Here is a 14596-nt window from a genome sequence, read left to right on the forward strand (position 1 = left end):
ACGCAACGGCAACGTTTCTACTGGGCCCATGCGGATCGGAGAGATTGCCGCGCTCGTCGGGGTCACCACCCGGGCGATCCGGCACTACCACCACGTCGGACTGCTCCCGGAGCCGGAGCGCCGCGCCAACGGATACCGGGCCTATACGGTCCGGGACGCCGTGCTGCTGGCCCGGGTCCGGCGGCTGACCGAACTCGGGCTCAGCCTGGACGAGGTCCGGGACGTCCTCGCCGACGACGCCGGCCGCGAGCTGGCCGACGTACTGGACGAACTGGACGCGGACCTGGCCCGGCAGGAGGCGGAGATCCACGAGCGCCGGCGGCGGCTCGCGGTCCTGCTCGCCGCGCCGCCCGGCGAGGCGGAACCCGTCTCGCCGGCCCTGGCCGCGCTGTTCGCCCGGGCGCCGGAGACCGGCTCGGCGACGGCCCGCAAGGACCGGGAGCACCTGGAACTGCTGGACGCGGCGGGCGGCGGCGAGGCGCTCTACTCGCTCCTCGGCCCGCTGACCGAGGACCCCGGAGTGCTGGCCCTGTACGAGCGGCTGGACGAACTGCACGGTGCACCCGCCGACGACCCGCGCATCCCGGCCCTGGCCCGGGACCTGGTGGCGGCCGTACCGGACGAGGTGTTCGCGGCCATCCCGGCCGACGGCGGCACGGTGGCCCCGGGCTTCAAGGAGGCCCTGCTGGCCGAGTACGAACCCGCCCAGGCCGAGGTGGTCCGCAGGGTGATGGAGGCGTTCATGGAAAGGGGACGGGGATGAGGACGAGCGGGATACGGGCGGCGGTCCGGGGCGTGGTGCCGGTGCAGGTGCGACGGCTGCTGGTGCACGAACTGAGGGCGGCGGCCTCGCTGGTCCGGTGGATCGCCCGGCGTCCGCACGGGCTCCGCGAGGGCGATCTGGCCGCCGCCTACACCTCGCCGCAGACGGCGATGATGTACGGGTTCGTCTTCGTGTCGGTGGTGGAGACGGTCGCCCTGTCCGTGCTGATCCCCTGGCCCACCGTGCACCGGATCCTGCTGGTGATCGACGTGTACGGCGTGCTCCTGCTGCTGGCCATGCACGCGGCCTGCGTGGTCCGGCCGCACGTCGTGTCCCCCGACGGCTCGTTGCGGATCCGCTACGGCGCCCTGTTCGACCTGCGGGTGCCCGCCGACGCGATCGCCTCGGTCCGGGTCGTACGGCGCTACCCCGAGGGCCGGCTGGTGCAGCTCGGCGAGGACGGCGTACTGGACCTGATCGTGGGCAGCCAGACCACCGTGGCCGTGGAGCTGACCCGGCCGCTGCCCTTCATCCGGCCGCTCGGGGCCCGTGGCGAGGCCACCGGGCTGCGCTTCCACGCCGACGACCCGGCCGCGCTGGTTGCGGCGGTGCGGGCCGGCCGGGAGGCCGCTACGGGAGGGTGAAGAGGACCTTGCCCTCGCCCGGGTGCGCGGGGTCCGCCCGCTTGAGGATGGCCCGGACGCTCGCGCCGAGCACGAGATCCTGAGCCGAGGTCACCTTGCCCAGCACGGCGGGGTCCGTCACGTGCAGCTGGCCCTCGCGCGGCTTGCCGAACTCCTTGTCGGTGTTGATGACCGTGGCGCCGAAGACCTCGCCCACCCGGTTCATCAGCACCGCGGCTTCCGCCAGATCCACGGCGCGCCGGTCCGCGAGGCCCCCCTTCCCCCGCGCCATCTCGCACGGCAGCCCGTACAGGGCCGTCAGCACCCAGTCCGGCGGGGGCTGGGCGGCGCAGGAGGCCACGCACAGCTCACCGGTGTACCGGTCGATCAGACGCCGTAGCGGAGCGGTGCAGTGCGCGTAGGGGGCGGCGATCGCCGCGTGGACGGTGTGCTCGGGGATGCGGTGGTCCCGGAAGGCGGTGTACTCGGCCTTGAGCAGCATGGCGGTGGCCTCGCTGAGGAAGGCGGCGTGCTTCTGGTCGTCCGGATCGAGGGAGCGGACCAGCTCGGCGTACGAGACGTGGTGCGGCCAGTCGATGCCCAGGCTCTGGGCGATCGCGCGCACCCGCGCGACCACGTCGGGCTTGGCCGTCTTCTGGGTCCGCAGGATCCCGGCACCGCTGTCCAGCATGATCCTGGCCGCGGCCATCCCGGTCATGAGGGAGAGCTGTTCGTTCCAGCCCTCCACGGGCAGCGGTGCCCGGTAGCTCAGCCGGAACGAACCGTCCTCGAGGGTCACCTCCTGGTCCGGCAGGGTCAGCGAGATGCCGCCGCGCTTGACCTCGACGGCCTCGCGCAGTGTGCCGATCTCGCGCAGCAGGGCGACGGACTCCTCGGCGGTCCCCGCGGTGATGGCCTGCTGGACGTACGCGTAGTCGAGTTTGGCCCGGCTGCGCACCAGGGCCCGGCGCACGGAGGACTGGGTCACCTCGCCCTCGGCGTCGAGGTCGTGCTGCCACACCAGGGCCGGGACGACTCGGTCCGGCAGCAGGCTGGCGGCGCCCTCGGAGATCACCGGCGGGTGCAGGGGCACCTTGCCGTCGGGGAAGTACAGCGTCTCCACGCGCGCGTGGGCCTCGGCGTCCAGCGCACCGCCGGGCGTGACGAAGGCGGCGACATCGGCGATGGCGTAGTGGACGCGGAAGCCGCCGCCGGACCGCCGCTCCAGGTACATGGCCTGGTCGAGGTCCCTGGACTCCGGCGGGTCGATCGTGAAGAACGGCAGGTGGGTGGCGTCCTCGTCGGGCAGCCGGGGCGCGGCCACGGCGGCATCGGCCGCTGCGAGCACATGCACGGGGAAGGCCGTGGGGACCTCGAGCTCCGTCCGGAGTTGCTTCAGGGCCGTGCGCAGGGCGGCCTCGGCCGCGCCGGACAGGTGCATGGGGTGACGGGGCATGTTCCGAGCGTAGGCCGGTGGCCCCGAGGGGGCGCGGTGAGCGGGGCCGGCCGGGAAGGGGTACGCCCGGGAGGGCCTACGCTGGCAGGTCGGGGCCGCACCCCCGCGCTCGTACGCGAAGAAGGAGAACCACCGTGCTCGTGCTGCTGCCGCCGTCCGAAGGAAAGGCCGCCGGCGGCTCCGGCGCACCCCTGAAGCCCGAAGGGCTCTCGCTGCCGGGGCTGGCGGAGGCGCGGGCGGCCGTCCTGGACGAGCTCGTCGAGCTGTGTGCGGCGGACGAGTCCAAGGCGCGCGAGGTGCTCGGCCTCAGCGAGGGACTGCGCGGCGAGGTCGCGAAGAACGCCTCGCTCCGGTCCGCGGCGGCCCGCCCGGCCGGGGAGATCTACACCGGCGTGCTCTACGACGCCCTCGGCCTCGCGGACCTGACCCCGGCGGCCCGGGCGCGGGCGGAGGAGTCGCTGCTGGTCTTCTCCGGCCTGTGGGGCGCGGTGCGGATCACCGACCGGATCCCGTCCTACCGCTGCTCGATGGGCGTGAAGCTGCCGGGGCTGGGCGCGCTCGGCGCCCACTGGCGCACGCCGATGGCCACGGCGCTGCCGGAAGCGGCCGGGGACGGGCTGGTCCTGGACCTGCGGTCCTCCGCGTACGCGACGGCCTGGAAGCCGAAGGGGGAGCCGGCCGGGCGCACGGCGACGGTGCGGGTGCTGCACGCCCAGCTGGTCGACGGGGTGGAGAAGCGTTCGGTGGTCAGCCACTTCAACAAGGCGACGAAGGGCCGGCTGGTACGGGACCTGCTGCTTGCCGGGGCGGACCCGGCGACCCCGGCCGAACTGGTCTCGGTCCTGCGGGATCTGGGCCATGTGGTGGAGGCCGATGCTCCGGCGAAGCCGGGGAAGGCGTGGGCGCTGGATGTCGTGGTGACCCAGATCCACTGAGACCTGGCCTGGCCCGGCCCGGCCTGGCGGGGCTGCGGGGCTGGGGCGGGGCTGGGGTGCCGCTGCGCGGAGCTTTCCCCTACCCGCCCCTCCCCGCTCCCCGGGGCTCCGCCCCGGACCCCGCGCGGCGGGCGGGCATCAGCCGCTTAGCGGCTGAGCGGCCAGGCGATGGCGGCGGCCGGGTCGTGGTCGGCCGAACCCGCGTACAGGGCGCACGCGTCCGTGAGGGTCTCCAGCAGGGTCAGCGGGTCCGGGAGCGGGTGCTCCATGCCGCGCAGCCAGGAGACGGACAGCTCACCGGGGAGCGCGGCCGGCGGGACCAGCACATAGCTGCCGCGGCAGTGCCAGCGCAGGCCCGGGTGTTCGTCCATGGTCTCGGGGTGGCAGTCCAGTTCGCACGGCCACCACTCGTCCTCGTCCTCGGGGGTGCCGCGGGTGGCCGTGAAGAACATCATCCGGGCCTGGCCGGCCGGACCGCCGACACCGGACTCGGCCACCGGGCCGACGGAGATCCCCGCGGCGAGCAGTCGCTGCAGCGCGTCGTGGCCGGCCTCCAGCGGGACGTCCAGGACGTCGTGGAGCATGCCCGTCGCGGTGATGAAGTTGGCCTGGGGCTGATTGCGCGCCCAGCGCTCGATCTGTGCACGGTCGGTGGTCGACTGGGTCTGCCAGGCGAAGGACAGCGGATGCCGCGCGGGGGTGGGACACCCGATGCGTTCGCACGAACACCGGTATCCGGCGGGATGGGCCGCGGGGGCGAGCGGCAGGCCCGCGGCGGCCACGGCGAGGAGCAGCGCCTCGCGCTCTCGTGCGGGATCCTCGGCCGCGGGTTTCCGCCGGCGCAGCCAGCGGGAAATCCTGCTCTGCTCACCGCGTTTGAAGCGGCCGGACTCTGACCCCATGTATCCCCTCACCTCACCGTTGGCCCCGGCAGACCTTCACATGCTCCCACCATCCTGCGCCCCGGGTGACCGTACTCCTCAACCGGGGGCCTTCGGCCGATTGGCCAAGGGCTGCCACAAACCACGACATAACCGCACTTCCCGGCCGGGTGGTTCCGGCCGGGAGGGGGCGGTGACTTTGCTCACCGGGGCTCCATGCCGGCTCCATATCGGCTCCACCGGGGCTTCACCGGAGGGTCTGCGGAGGGTCAGCGGGGTGCGAGACCGCTCAGGACCCGGTCGACCAGCGCGTCGGTGAACGCATGCGTGAGCGGGCCGGTCCGCATCAGCCAGCGGTAGGTGAACGGTCCGAGCAGCATCTCCACCGCCAGCCGCAGATCCGCGTCCTCGGCGAGCTGCCCGGCCTCCCGGGCCACCCGCAGCCGCTCCTCGTACAGGGCGAGCTGGGGCTCCAGCAGCTGCTCGGTGAAGCGGGCGCCCAGGTCGGGGTCGGTGGCCCCGGCGGCCGTGAGGGCGCGGGCCGGCGCTTCGTACTTCTCGTCGTTGAACTCGTCGACGGTGGCGCGGAGCACGTACTTGAGGTCGGCCGCGAGGTCCCCGGTGTCCGGGAACCCGGTCCACTCGCCCTCCTCCGCCGCGTCCCCGGCCAGTGCGAGCGAGGCGTCCAGCAGGACCGCCGCCTTGGAGGGCCACCACCGGTAGATCGTCTGCTTGCCGACCCCGGCGCGGGCGGCGATGGCCTCGATGGTGAGCTTGTTGTAGCCGACCTCGCCGACCAGGGTCAGCGCCGCGTCCAGAATGGCCCGGCGGGACCGGTCGCTACGGCGTGAAGCATCAGGAATCTTGCCCATGCCCCCAGCCTATCAAGCCGAGACGTCTCGTCTCCATCCGTACCGGAATCCCATCGTCAGGTAAACCACCCGAACAGTTCACTGCGTGGTGCCGCCTGAGGAGAGACGATTCTCTTCACCATCTTCGTGAGGAGCCTTCTTTGCGCAGAGAAGCCACACCCCGGCGCTATCTGATGTGCCCACCCGTGCACTTCCAGGTCACGTACTCCATCAACCCGTGGATGGACCCCACGAAACCGGTGGACCTGCCCCTCGCACTCACCCAGTGGGAGGACCTCCGCGACCGCTACCGCTCGCTCGGCCACACCGTCGAGATCCTCGAACCCCGGCCGGACCTGCCCGACATGGTCTACGCGGCGAACGGCGCGACCGTGGTCGACGGCCGGGTGCTGGGAGCCCGCTTCGCCTTCCCCGAACGCGCCGCCGAAGCCGAGGCGCACCTGGACTGGTTCCGGGCCCACGGCTATGCCGACGCCGATGTCCACGAGCCCTCCCACATCAACGAGGGCGAGGGCGACTTCGCGGTCACCGAGAGCTGGCTGCTGGCCGGCCGGGGCTTCCGGTCCAGCCCGCTCTCCCACGACGAGGCACAGGAGTTCTTCGGCCGCCCGGTGATCGGCCTGGACCTCGTCGACCCCCGCTACTACCACCTGGACACCGCGCTGAGCGTGCTCGACGGCGACGAGGTCATGTACTTCCCGGAGGCCTTCTCACCGGGCAGCCAAGCGGTGCTGCGACGGCTCTTCCCGGACGCCCTGATCGTCGACCGGCAGGACGCGGCGGTGCTGGGCCTGAACGCGGTGTCGGACGGCCGGCACGTGCTGCTCCCACAGGCCGCGACCGGGCTGTTCGAACCCCTGCGGGCCCGCGGCTTCGAGCCGATCGGCCTGGACCTGGGGGAGCTCCTCAAGGGCGGCGGCAGCGTGAAGTGCTGCACGCTGGAGCTCCGCGACTGAACCGCAGGGCCGGTACGGTGCCGTCGGCCGGGGTCAGTCCCCGGCCGACGGCGGCCAGGCGTCGCCCCACTCGGCGTCCCGCGCCGCCCGGTAGGCCTCGCCGTGCCGCTTGCTCACGGTGGCCCGGCCGAGGCCCTCGGACTCCGGGCCGCACAGGTCGAGCAGGACCAGACCCTTGCGGATCTGCGGCTTCCGGGTGATCCGGGCGGTGGCCGGGGTCACCGGGAACCGGACCGCCGCCACATAGCTGAACTTCTCGTCCTCGTAGGCCAGCGAGCCGCCCTTCACCTGCCGGTGCAGGGAGGACCGGCTGACCCGGGCCGAGAAATGGCACCAGTCCTCGCCCACCACGATCGGGCAGGTCCCGTCGTGCGGGCAGGGCGCCGCCACCGAGAACCCGGCCGCGATCAGCGCGTCCCGGGCCTCCCGGATCCGCAGGTATCCCTCCGGGGTGCCCGGCTCGATGACGACCACGGCCCGACCGGTCCGGGCCGCCTCGGCCACCACGGCCCGCCGGGCCGCCGCGGTGAGTTCGCCCAGTACGTACGAGACGGTGACCAGCTCCGCCTCCGGCAGCGCGAGCCCCGCCCCGATGACCGCCTTGCGCCACTCGGCGCCGCGCAGCACGGCGGAACCGGCGCCCGCCGCCAGCTCCCGGCCCAGCACCAGAGCGGGCTCCGCCCAGTCCAGCACCACGGTCTCGCGCGGCCCCTCCCAGGTGGCGTCCACCGCCCAGGTGGCCGCCCCCGTGCCGCCGCCCACGTCCACGTGCGAGGCGGGCGCCCAGCCGGGCGCGGCGGCGGCCAGCCCGGCCAGGGCCGCCCGTACCGCCTCGAAGGTGGCCGGCATCCGGTACGCCGCGTACGCCGCCACGTCCGAGCGGTCCCGCAGCACCGGGGCGTCCGTCGGGGTGCGCCCCCGGTAGTTGCTGATCAGCCGCTCCACCGCGGCGGCGGCCTGCTTGGGCGGCAGCCCGTCGAGCAGACCGGCCAGGGCGGCCCGCAGGCTCTCGGCGGTGGTGGGTTCGGACGGGGCCGGGGCGAAGGCGTTCACCTGCGAAGTTTACGGCGCCGGCCGGGTGGCCGGGGCCGGTGCGGTGACGCTCGCGGCCTGCCGCCAGGGCCGGCACATGCCCGCGAAGCAGGCCACCGCCAGCAGTGCGCACACCACCTGCACCACGGCCATCGGCACCGCGGTGTCCTCCCCGGCGATCCCCACCAGCGGTGAGGCGACCGCGCCCACCAGGAAGGAGGAGGTGCCGAGCAGGGCGGAGGCGGAGCCGGCCGCGTGCGGGGTCCGCATCAGCGCCTGGGCGTTCGTATTGGGCAGCACCACGCCCATGGCGGACATCAGGACGAACAGTCCGGCCGCGACGGGCACCAGCCCGGCCTTCCCGAACACCCCCGTCGACATCAGCAGCAGCGCAACCGCGGCCACCGTGATCACGGTCAGGCCCACGGCCAGCACCTTGTCCAGGCTGACCCGGCCGACCAGCAGCTTGCCGTTGATCTGGCCGGCGGCGATCAGCCCGACCGAGTTCAGGCCGAACAGCAGCGAGAAGGTCTGCGGGGAGGCCCCGTAGATCTCCTGGATCACGAAGGGGGAGGCCGAGATGTACGCGAACAGGGTCGCGAAGGCGAAGCCGCCGGCCAGGGTGTAGCCCGCGAACACCCGGTCGGCGAGGAGCCCGCGCATGGTGCGCAGGGCCGCGCCGACCCCGCCGGTGTGCCGCCGCTCGGGCGGCAGGGTCTCGCCGAGTCCGCGCCACATCACCACGGTGAGGACCGCGCCGATGGCGGTCAGGACCAGGAACACCCCGCGCCAGTCGGAGAAGCGGAGCACCTGACCGCCGATCAGCGGGGCGATGATCGGGGCCACGCCGGATATCAGCATCAGGGTGGAGAAGAAGCGGGCCATCTCCACGCCGTCGTAGAGGTCGCGGACCACGGCCCGGGCGATGACTATCGCGGCTGCCCCGGCCAGGCCCTGGACCAGCCGGAAGGCGATGAGCAGCTCGGCGGTGGGGGCCAGCGCGCACACGGCGGTGGCGAGCACGTACACGACCATGCCGATGGTCAGGGGGCGCTTGCGGCCCCACCGGTCGCTCATCGGGCCGATCACCAGCTGCCCCAGGGCCATGCCGGCGAGGCAGGCGGTGAGGGTCAGCTGGATGGTCGCGGCCGGGCTGCGGAGGGAGGTGGTGACCTCCGGCAGGGCCGGCAGGTACATGTCCATCGACAGCGGCGGGAGGGCGCTGAGCCCGCCGAGGATGAAGGTGACGAGCAGGCCGGTGCGGCGCGCCGCGGCGGTGGCGGCGGAAGGGGCGGGTGCGGGGACGGCTGCTGAGGAGGATGCCTCGGTGGGGCCTCTCTCGGGCATGGACAGCTCCAGTCATCTCATCGTCTCTACACACCACCGGCCGACCCATGTTCTCAGCTGTCGGAACGTCCCGGGTCCCGCGCACGGTGTGACGTACTCTCCGGCCTCATGAACGCAAGCGGGAACAAGATCGCTGTTGTGACCGGTGCCGGTTCCGGTATCGGCCGTTCCGTCGCCCTGGCCCTCGCGGAGGCCGGCTGGTCGCTGACCGTGGCCGGGCGCCGGACCGAACCGCTGGTGGCCACCGCTGCGGCGGCCGGACCCTCGGCCGAGGTGCTGTGCGTACGGGCGGACGTCAGCGATCCGCAGGACGTGGCCGCACTCTTCGCCGCCACCCGGGAGCGGTACGGCCGCCTCGACCTCCTCTTCAACAACGCGGGCACGTTCGGCCCGGCCGGGGTCCCGCTCGAGGACATCGGGTACGAGGAGTGGAAGCAGGTGGTGGACGTCAACCTGACCGGGGCGTTCCTGTGCGCGCAGGCGGCCTTCCGGATGATGAAGGAGCAGGAGCCGCAGGGCGGCCGGATCATCAACAACGGCTCCATCTCGGCACACGTGCCGCGGCCGAACTCGATCGCCTACACGGCGACCAAGCACGCCATGACGGGCCTGACGAAGTCGCTGTCGCTGGACGGACGCCCGTACCGGATCGCCTGCGGCCAGATCGACATCGGCAACGCGGCGACGGAGATGACGGAGCGCATGCAGACGGGCATCCTGCAGGCCAACGGGCAGCTGGCGGTGGAGCCGGTGATGGACGCGGCGGACGTGGCCCGCACGGTGCGCCACATGGCGGAACTCCCACTGGAGGCGAACGTCCAGTTCGCCACGGTCATGGCCACGGCCATGCCCTACATCGGGCGCGGCTGACAGGGTGCGGGAATGGGCGGTGCCCCGGGCGGAGTTGTGGTGACCATGACCGAAGTACTGAGTTACACCGCCTTCTCCGCCGACCCCGACGGCGGCAACCCGGCCGGGGTCGTGCTGGACGCCTCCGGGCTCGACGAGGCCGCCATGCTCGGCATCGCCGCCCGGCTCGGATACAGCGAGACCGCCTTTCTGACCCCGCCCCCGGAAGGGCTCGGCGGGGAGGCCGGGCGGGCCTTCACCGTCCGGTACTTCAGCCCCAAGGCGGAGGTCCCGTTCTGCGGACATGCCACCGTGGCCACCGCCGTGGCGCTCGGCGAGCGCATCGGCCCCGGTGAGCTGCTCTTCTCGACCCAGGCAGGGCCGGTTCCGGTCTCGGTGGTGTCCGAGGGCGACGGCCTGCGGGCCACCCTCACCAGCGTGGAACCGCACATCGGCGACATCGCCCCCGCCGATCTCGCCGAGGCGCTGGCCGCGCTGGACTGGCCCGCCGCCGACCTGGATCCGGCGATTCCGCCGCGGATCGCCTATGCCGGCGCCCGGCACCTGGTGCTCGCCGCCGCCACCCGGGCCCGGCTCGCGGACCTCGCGTACGACTTCCCCCGGCTGGAGGCGCTGATGCAGAGGCTGGACCTGACCACGGTCCAGCTGGTGTACCGGGCCGGCCCGGAGGTCTTCCACGTACGGGACCCCTTCCCGGTCGGCGGGGTCGTCGAGGACCCCGCCACCGGCGCGGCTGCCGCCGCGTTCGGGGCGTACGCCCGGGAGCTCGGGCTGGTGGGAGCCGATGCCGTGCTCACCCTCCACCAGGGCGAGGACATGGGGCGGCCCGGCGTGCTGACCGTCGAGCTGCGCGCGGGCGACCCGCGCGTGCGGGTGGGCGGCGCGGGCGCGAGGATCGGGTGACGGACCGCCGTCCGGCGCCCCCGGGCGTACGGGTCTGGGCCGAGGCAGAGCTGCCCGCCGGGATCGCCCGGCAGATCGCCGAGCTGGAGGCGGAGGCCTGGCCCGGCTCCGCCCCGGGGCACGATCCGGAGCTCGCCCCCAAGGTGATGGCGCTGGTCGGCGAGGACGGGACGGTGGCCGCCTCGCTGGCGCTGCTGTTCAAGGACATCCGGCACGCGGGCCGGACGTACCGGGCCGCCGGGCTCAGCGCCGTCGTGACCCGGAGCGGCCTGCGCGGGCGCGGGTACGGCGGGCGGCTGGTCGAGGCCGCGCGCCACGAGCTGACCGGAGCCGGAGCGGTCGATCTCGTGCTGTTCAGCTGCGATCGGCCGCTGGTGCCCTTCTACGCCGCGGCCGGGTTCACCCCGCTGCCCGGCAGCGTGCTGGTCGGCGGGACCCCCGAGGACCCGCTGACCACCGCGGACCCCGGTTTCGACAAGGTGGTCCTCGCGGCAGTGCCCCCGCGGTCCGAAGACGCAGTGGACCTGCGGGTGTTCAGGGGTGCGCGGATCGGTCTCTACCCCGGGGCCGTCGACCGGCTCTGGTGATCCGATCACCCGTGGCCGCTACGAGGCCGTCGCCGCCACCACGCCCTGGGCCTGGGCGACGAACACCACGCCCCGGCCCGGTGCGTTCGCCGGCGGCACCACCACCGCCTGGGTGGACACCGATTCGCGGGTCAGCGTGTCGGTGAACTCCCCGCGCATCAGGGCGCGGACCCCCGTGGTCAGCGGGGACACCGCGCCCTTTGCCGTCGGGTCGAGGGTCAGCCGGTCGACGTGGCGGGAGGCGAAGAAGGCCAGTGCGCCGCCGTTCTCCGTGCGCAGGGCCACCGCCGCGTACGCCCCGTCCTCGGCCGGCCGGTCCTCGAACCGGGCCGTCAGGCCGGGCTGTTCGGCATCCCGAGCCCGGACCGTGCGGCGGCCGGTGGTGGCATTGCCCGGGGCGAAGCCGTCCAGGGTCCCGTCGGTCAGCAGGCGGGCGTAGCGGCGGCTCAGTTCGGTGGGCGGGACCGATACGTCACGGGCGTCCGGGGCGACGGGTTCCGCCCAGCCGGCCGGGGTCAGCCGGAACACCGGGAGGTCGGACCGCTCGATCACCGAGACGTACGCGACCCGCCAGGGGTCGGCCGGGTCCGCCCGGGTGAACACCAGCACCACCCGGCTGTCCGCCCGGTCGGTGCCCGCGTCGCGGTTGCTGTCGGTGTGCACCAGGAAGAACCTGCCGTGTTCCGGGATCGCGAACTGCGGGTCGGTCAGCCGCAGCGGCTCCGGCTCGGGGGGCCCGGCAGGGGCGAGGGCCCGGCCGGCCCGCAGGCCGGCCTTCTTCGTCTCGGCGTACGGCCCGGTGGCCACCGGGTCCAGCAGGGATGCGTCGGAGGACTGCTCCGCGCGGTTGTACGCGGCGAGGAAGCCGTCCAGTGCCAGTCGGGCCGTCCGCTCCGCCTCGGCCCTCGGTGACGGGGTGCGGTCCGGCCCGGAGTGCGCCGCGCAGCCGGCGGTCGCCGTCGTCGCCGCCGTCACCAGCGTTGCCGTCACCAGGGCCGTCATCAGCTGCCGCCTGCTGCACATGGCTCCCGCTCCGCCCCTCGCCCCGTCGCGCCCCGCCCCCACACCGACGCGGTGAACCCTATCGGGGGCCGCGGGCCGCTCCGCGCTCAGGCCCGTACGGAGCCCGGTCCGGGTCCTGCGCGGAGCCCGGTACTGCGGCCCGTACGGAGGCCCGTACGGGTACCACCAGGGGGGCGCCGGTCCGCGGATGGGGCAGTACCTCCACCGGCTGCCGGTAGACCCGGCTCAGCAGTTCGTCCTCGAACACCTCGGAGGGCGGTCCGGCCACGGCGATCCGGCCGTCGTGCAGGACGGCCGCCCGGTCCGCGTAGGCGGCGGCCAGCCCCAGGTCGTGGAGGACCACAACCACCGCGTCGCCCGCCGCGGCCCGCTCCCGGCAGACCCGGAGGACCAGTTCCTGGTGGCGCAGGTCCAGTGCGGCGGTCGGCTCGTCGAGCAGCAGCAGCGGAGCCCGCTGGGCCAGCACCCGGGCCAGGGCCACCCGGGCCCGCTCCCCGCCGGACAGCGCGGACAAGGGGCGGGCCGCGAACCCGGTGACCTCGGTGGCGGCCATGGCGGCGGCCACGGCGGCTTCGTCCTCGTCCTCGTACGGTGTGCCGGCCCAGGGGGCGCGGCCCATCCGGACCACCTCCGCCACCTCGAACGGGAAGGACATCGCGGCCGACTGGGGGAGGACGGCACGGCGCAGCGCGAGCTCGGCGGGGGACCAGTCGCCGACCGGGCGGCCGTCGATCCGCACGCTGCCGGCCGAGGCGGGCAGATCGGCGGCGAGCGCGGCCAGCAGGGTGGACTTGCCGGCGCCGTTCGGCCCGACCAGGGCGAGCACCTCGCCCGCCCGCGCGGCCAGGTCGACCCCGCCGAGCACCTCCCGCTGGCCGAGCCGGACGTGCAGCCCGGCGGTCTCGGCGAGGAGGGCGCCGGGTGCGGCGGGCCCGGGCAGGTTGCGCCGGTTGCGGGTGGGCAGCAGCCCGCCGAGCAGCTTCATGCCCGGCTTCATGCTGATGCTCATGCCCAGCCTCCCTGCTTCCGGCGGGTGCGGCGCAGCAGCCAGAAGAAGAACGGACTGCCGAGGAGCGCGGTCAGCACGCCGAGCGGCAGCTCGGCCGGCTGGGCGATGGTACGGGCGGCCAGGTCGCCGGCCACCAGCACCAGGGCTCCGGCGAGAGCGCTGCCGGGCACCAGGAAGCGGTGGCCGGGGCCGTTGGCCATCCGCAGCAGGTGCGGTACCAGCAGGCCGACGAAGGTGATGACTCCGGCGACGGCGACCGCCGCGGCGGTGAGCAGGGCGACCAGCAGGATCAGCGCGAGACGCAGCCGCTCCACGTCCACCCCGAGGTGCCGGGCCGGGCGTTCGCCCAGCGAGAGCAGGTCGAGGCGGCGGGCGTACAGCGGGGCGAGGAACAGCCCGGCGAGGGCGCAGGGGAGTACGGCGAGCACCTTCGCCCAGGTGGCCTGGGCGAGTGAGCCGAGCTGCCAGAAGGTGATCTGGTTGACCTGGCCGCTGTCCGCGAAGAAGACGAACAGGCCGATCAGGGCGCCGGCGAAGGCGTTGACGGCGATGCCGGTGAGGATGAGGGTGACCACTTCGGTCTTCCCGCCGCTGCGGGAGAGCAGGTAGACGGAGCCGACGGTGATCAGTCCGGCGATGAACGCGCAGGCGGTGACGGTCCAGTTGCCGAGGAAGGAGAGCCCGAAGGCGATGGCGGCGACCGCGCCGACGGCGGCGCCGGCCGAGATGCCGATGACCCCGGGCTCGGCGAGCGGGTTCCCGAACACGCCCTGCATGAGCGCGCCCGCGCAGCCGAGGCTGGCGCCGACGAGCAGCGCGAGCACCACACGGGGCAGCCGTACGTTCCACAGCACGCTCTCCGCGACCCGGTCGAGCGGGGCTCCGCCGAGGCCGAGCCGGTACTGGACGGAGCTCAGCACGTCGGCGGTGGGGATCCGGTAGGCACCGAGTCCTGCGGACAGCAGGGCGAGCAGGACCAGGGCGGTGAGGAGGGCGACGGCCAGTCCGGTGCCACGGCGAAGCCGTGTGCGCGCCTTCGGCTCCGCCGGGGTATCGGCCTCGGGTCTCGCCGGGGTCCCGGCCCGGTTCCCGGCCCGGTTCCCGGGCCGAGGCCCTGCCGTGGCGCCCGCCGGGCCGCCGGCCCACGGATCTGCCGGGGTTTCGGCGCCGGGTTCCGCGGACGTTCCGGCCCGGGGGCCCGCCGGGATGCCGGCCGTGGCGCCGGGCTTGGGCGCTGCCGCGGGTCTCGCCGGGCCGCCGGCCCGGGAATCCGCCGGGGTGACCGTCGTCGGTTCGGCCGCGGGGCGCGGGGTGGCGGGGTCGTAGGGGAGGGTCACCG

Annotated in this window: 15 protein-coding genes; 7 read left to right on the forward strand and 8 right to left on the reverse strand. The window is 74.1% G+C overall.

The window, feature by feature from the left end; translation table 11 throughout:
- Positions 1–28: 28 nt before the first annotated feature.
- Together DEJ50_RS23675 and DEJ50_RS23680 are read left to right on the forward strand one after the other, a co-directional pair.
- Positions 29–763: a MerR family transcriptional regulator gene (locus DEJ50_RS23675; protein WP_150210120.1), complete on the forward strand. Its 735-nt coding sequence runs from the start codon at positions 29–31 to the stop codon at positions 761–763.
- Positions 760–1407 (forward strand): hypothetical protein, encoded by a 648-nt coding sequence (locus tag DEJ50_RS23680; RefSeq protein ID WP_150210121.1) that lies wholly within the window; start codon positions 760–762, stop codon positions 1405–1407. The genes DEJ50_RS23675 and DEJ50_RS23680 overlap by 4 nt, the downstream gene beginning before the upstream one ends.
- Here the strand turns inward: DEJ50_RS23680 and DEJ50_RS23685 are convergent.
- Positions 1394–2842, reverse strand: a complete 1449-nt coding sequence (locus tag DEJ50_RS23685) for an RNB domain-containing ribonuclease (protein ID WP_150210122.1) — start codon at positions 2840–2842, stop codon at positions 1394–1396. The genes DEJ50_RS23680 and DEJ50_RS23685 overlap by 14 nt on opposite strands.
- Before the next feature lie 134 nt (positions 2843–2976).
- Between DEJ50_RS23685 and yaaA the strand changes: the two genes are divergently transcribed.
- Complete coding sequence (yaaA, locus tag DEJ50_RS23690; RefSeq protein ID WP_150210123.1) at positions 2977–3777, forward strand: peroxide stress protein YaaA; 801 nt, start codon at positions 2977–2979, stop codon at positions 3775–3777.
- Between the two features lie 146 nt (positions 3778–3923).
- On the opposite strand, the gene DEJ50_RS23695 is transcribed toward yaaA, so the two are convergent.
- Positions 3924–4679 (reverse strand): bifunctional DNA primase/polymerase, encoded by a 756-nt coding sequence (locus DEJ50_RS23695; RefSeq protein WP_150210124.1) that lies wholly within the window; start codon positions 4677–4679, stop codon positions 3924–3926.
- 248 nt (positions 4680–4927) lie between these two features.
- Entirely contained in the window at positions 4928–5530 is a 603-nt protein-coding gene (locus tag DEJ50_RS23700) for a TetR/AcrR family transcriptional regulator (protein ID WP_150210125.1), read from the reverse strand.
- Positions 5531–5670: 140 nt separating this feature from the next.
- Here DEJ50_RS23700 and ddaH point away from each other — a divergent pair, with 140 nt between their 5' ends.
- Positions 5671–6486 (forward strand): dimethylargininase, encoded by an 816-nt coding sequence (gene ddaH / locus DEJ50_RS23705; protein ID WP_190344662.1) that lies wholly within the window; start codon positions 5671–5673, stop codon positions 6484–6486.
- Positions 6487–6519: 33 nt separating this feature from the next.
- Here ddaH and DEJ50_RS23710 read toward each other — a convergent pair whose 3' ends face one another.
- Together DEJ50_RS23710 and DEJ50_RS23715 are read right to left on the reverse strand one after the other, a co-directional pair.
- Positions 6520–7539, reverse strand: coding sequence for a small ribosomal subunit Rsm22 family protein (locus tag DEJ50_RS23710; RefSeq protein WP_150210126.1), 1020 nt, complete (start codon positions 7537–7539; stop codon positions 6520–6522).
- A gap of 9 nt (positions 7540–7548) precedes the next feature.
- Positions 7549–8865 (reverse strand): Bcr/CflA family multidrug efflux MFS transporter, encoded by a 1317-nt coding sequence (locus DEJ50_RS23715; RefSeq protein ID WP_150210127.1) that lies wholly within the window; start codon positions 8863–8865, stop codon positions 7549–7551.
- Positions 8866–8973: 108 nt separating this feature from the next.
- Between DEJ50_RS23715 and DEJ50_RS23720 the strand changes: the two genes are divergently transcribed.
- Genes DEJ50_RS23720 through DEJ50_RS23730 form a run of 3 tightly spaced genes read left to right on the forward strand, consistent with a single transcriptional unit; the run spans position 8974 to position 11225 of the window.
- A complete protein-coding gene (locus tag DEJ50_RS23720; RefSeq protein ID WP_150210128.1) occupies positions 8974–9735 on the forward strand; it encodes an SDR family oxidoreductase in 762 nt (253 codons plus the stop codon).
- Positions 9736–9780: 45 nt separating this feature from the next.
- Complete coding sequence (locus DEJ50_RS23725) at positions 9781–10638, forward strand: PhzF family phenazine biosynthesis protein (RefSeq protein WP_190344663.1); 858 nt, start codon at positions 9781–9783, stop codon at positions 10636–10638.
- Positions 10635–11225, forward strand: coding sequence for a GNAT family N-acetyltransferase (locus tag DEJ50_RS23730; protein WP_150210130.1), 591 nt, complete (start codon positions 10635–10637; stop codon positions 11223–11225). Before DEJ50_RS23725 ends, DEJ50_RS23730 begins: the two co-directional genes overlap by 4 nt.
- An 18-nt stretch (positions 11226–11243) precedes the next feature.
- Here the strand turns inward: DEJ50_RS23730 and DEJ50_RS23735 are convergent, their stop codons facing one another.
- From DEJ50_RS23735 to DEJ50_RS23745, 3 genes are read right to left on the reverse strand one after another with little or no spacing between them, the layout of a single operon-like run.
- Complete coding sequence (locus DEJ50_RS23735) at positions 11244–12248, reverse strand: hypothetical protein (protein WP_150210131.1); 1005 nt, start codon at positions 12246–12248, stop codon at positions 11244–11246.
- Between the two features lie 58 nt (positions 12249–12306).
- Positions 12307–13233 carry a heme ABC transporter ATP-binding protein gene (locus DEJ50_RS23740; RefSeq protein WP_150212321.1) on the reverse strand — a complete coding sequence of 309 codons (927 nt, stop codon included), beginning with the start codon at positions 13231–13233 and terminating at the stop codon, positions 12307–12309.
- Between the two features lie 20 nt (positions 13234–13253).
- On the reverse strand, positions 13254–14594 hold the full coding sequence (locus tag DEJ50_RS23745) for a FecCD family ABC transporter permease (protein ID WP_223837885.1): 1341 nt from the start codon (positions 14592–14594) through the stop codon (positions 13254–13256).
- Positions 14595–14596 lie beyond the last annotated feature (2 nt).

The sequence above is a fragment of the Streptomyces venezuelae genome (assembly GCF_008642295.1).
Classification (GTDB): Bacteria; Actinomycetota; Actinomycetes; order Streptomycetales; family Streptomycetaceae; genus Streptomyces; species Streptomyces venezuelae_C.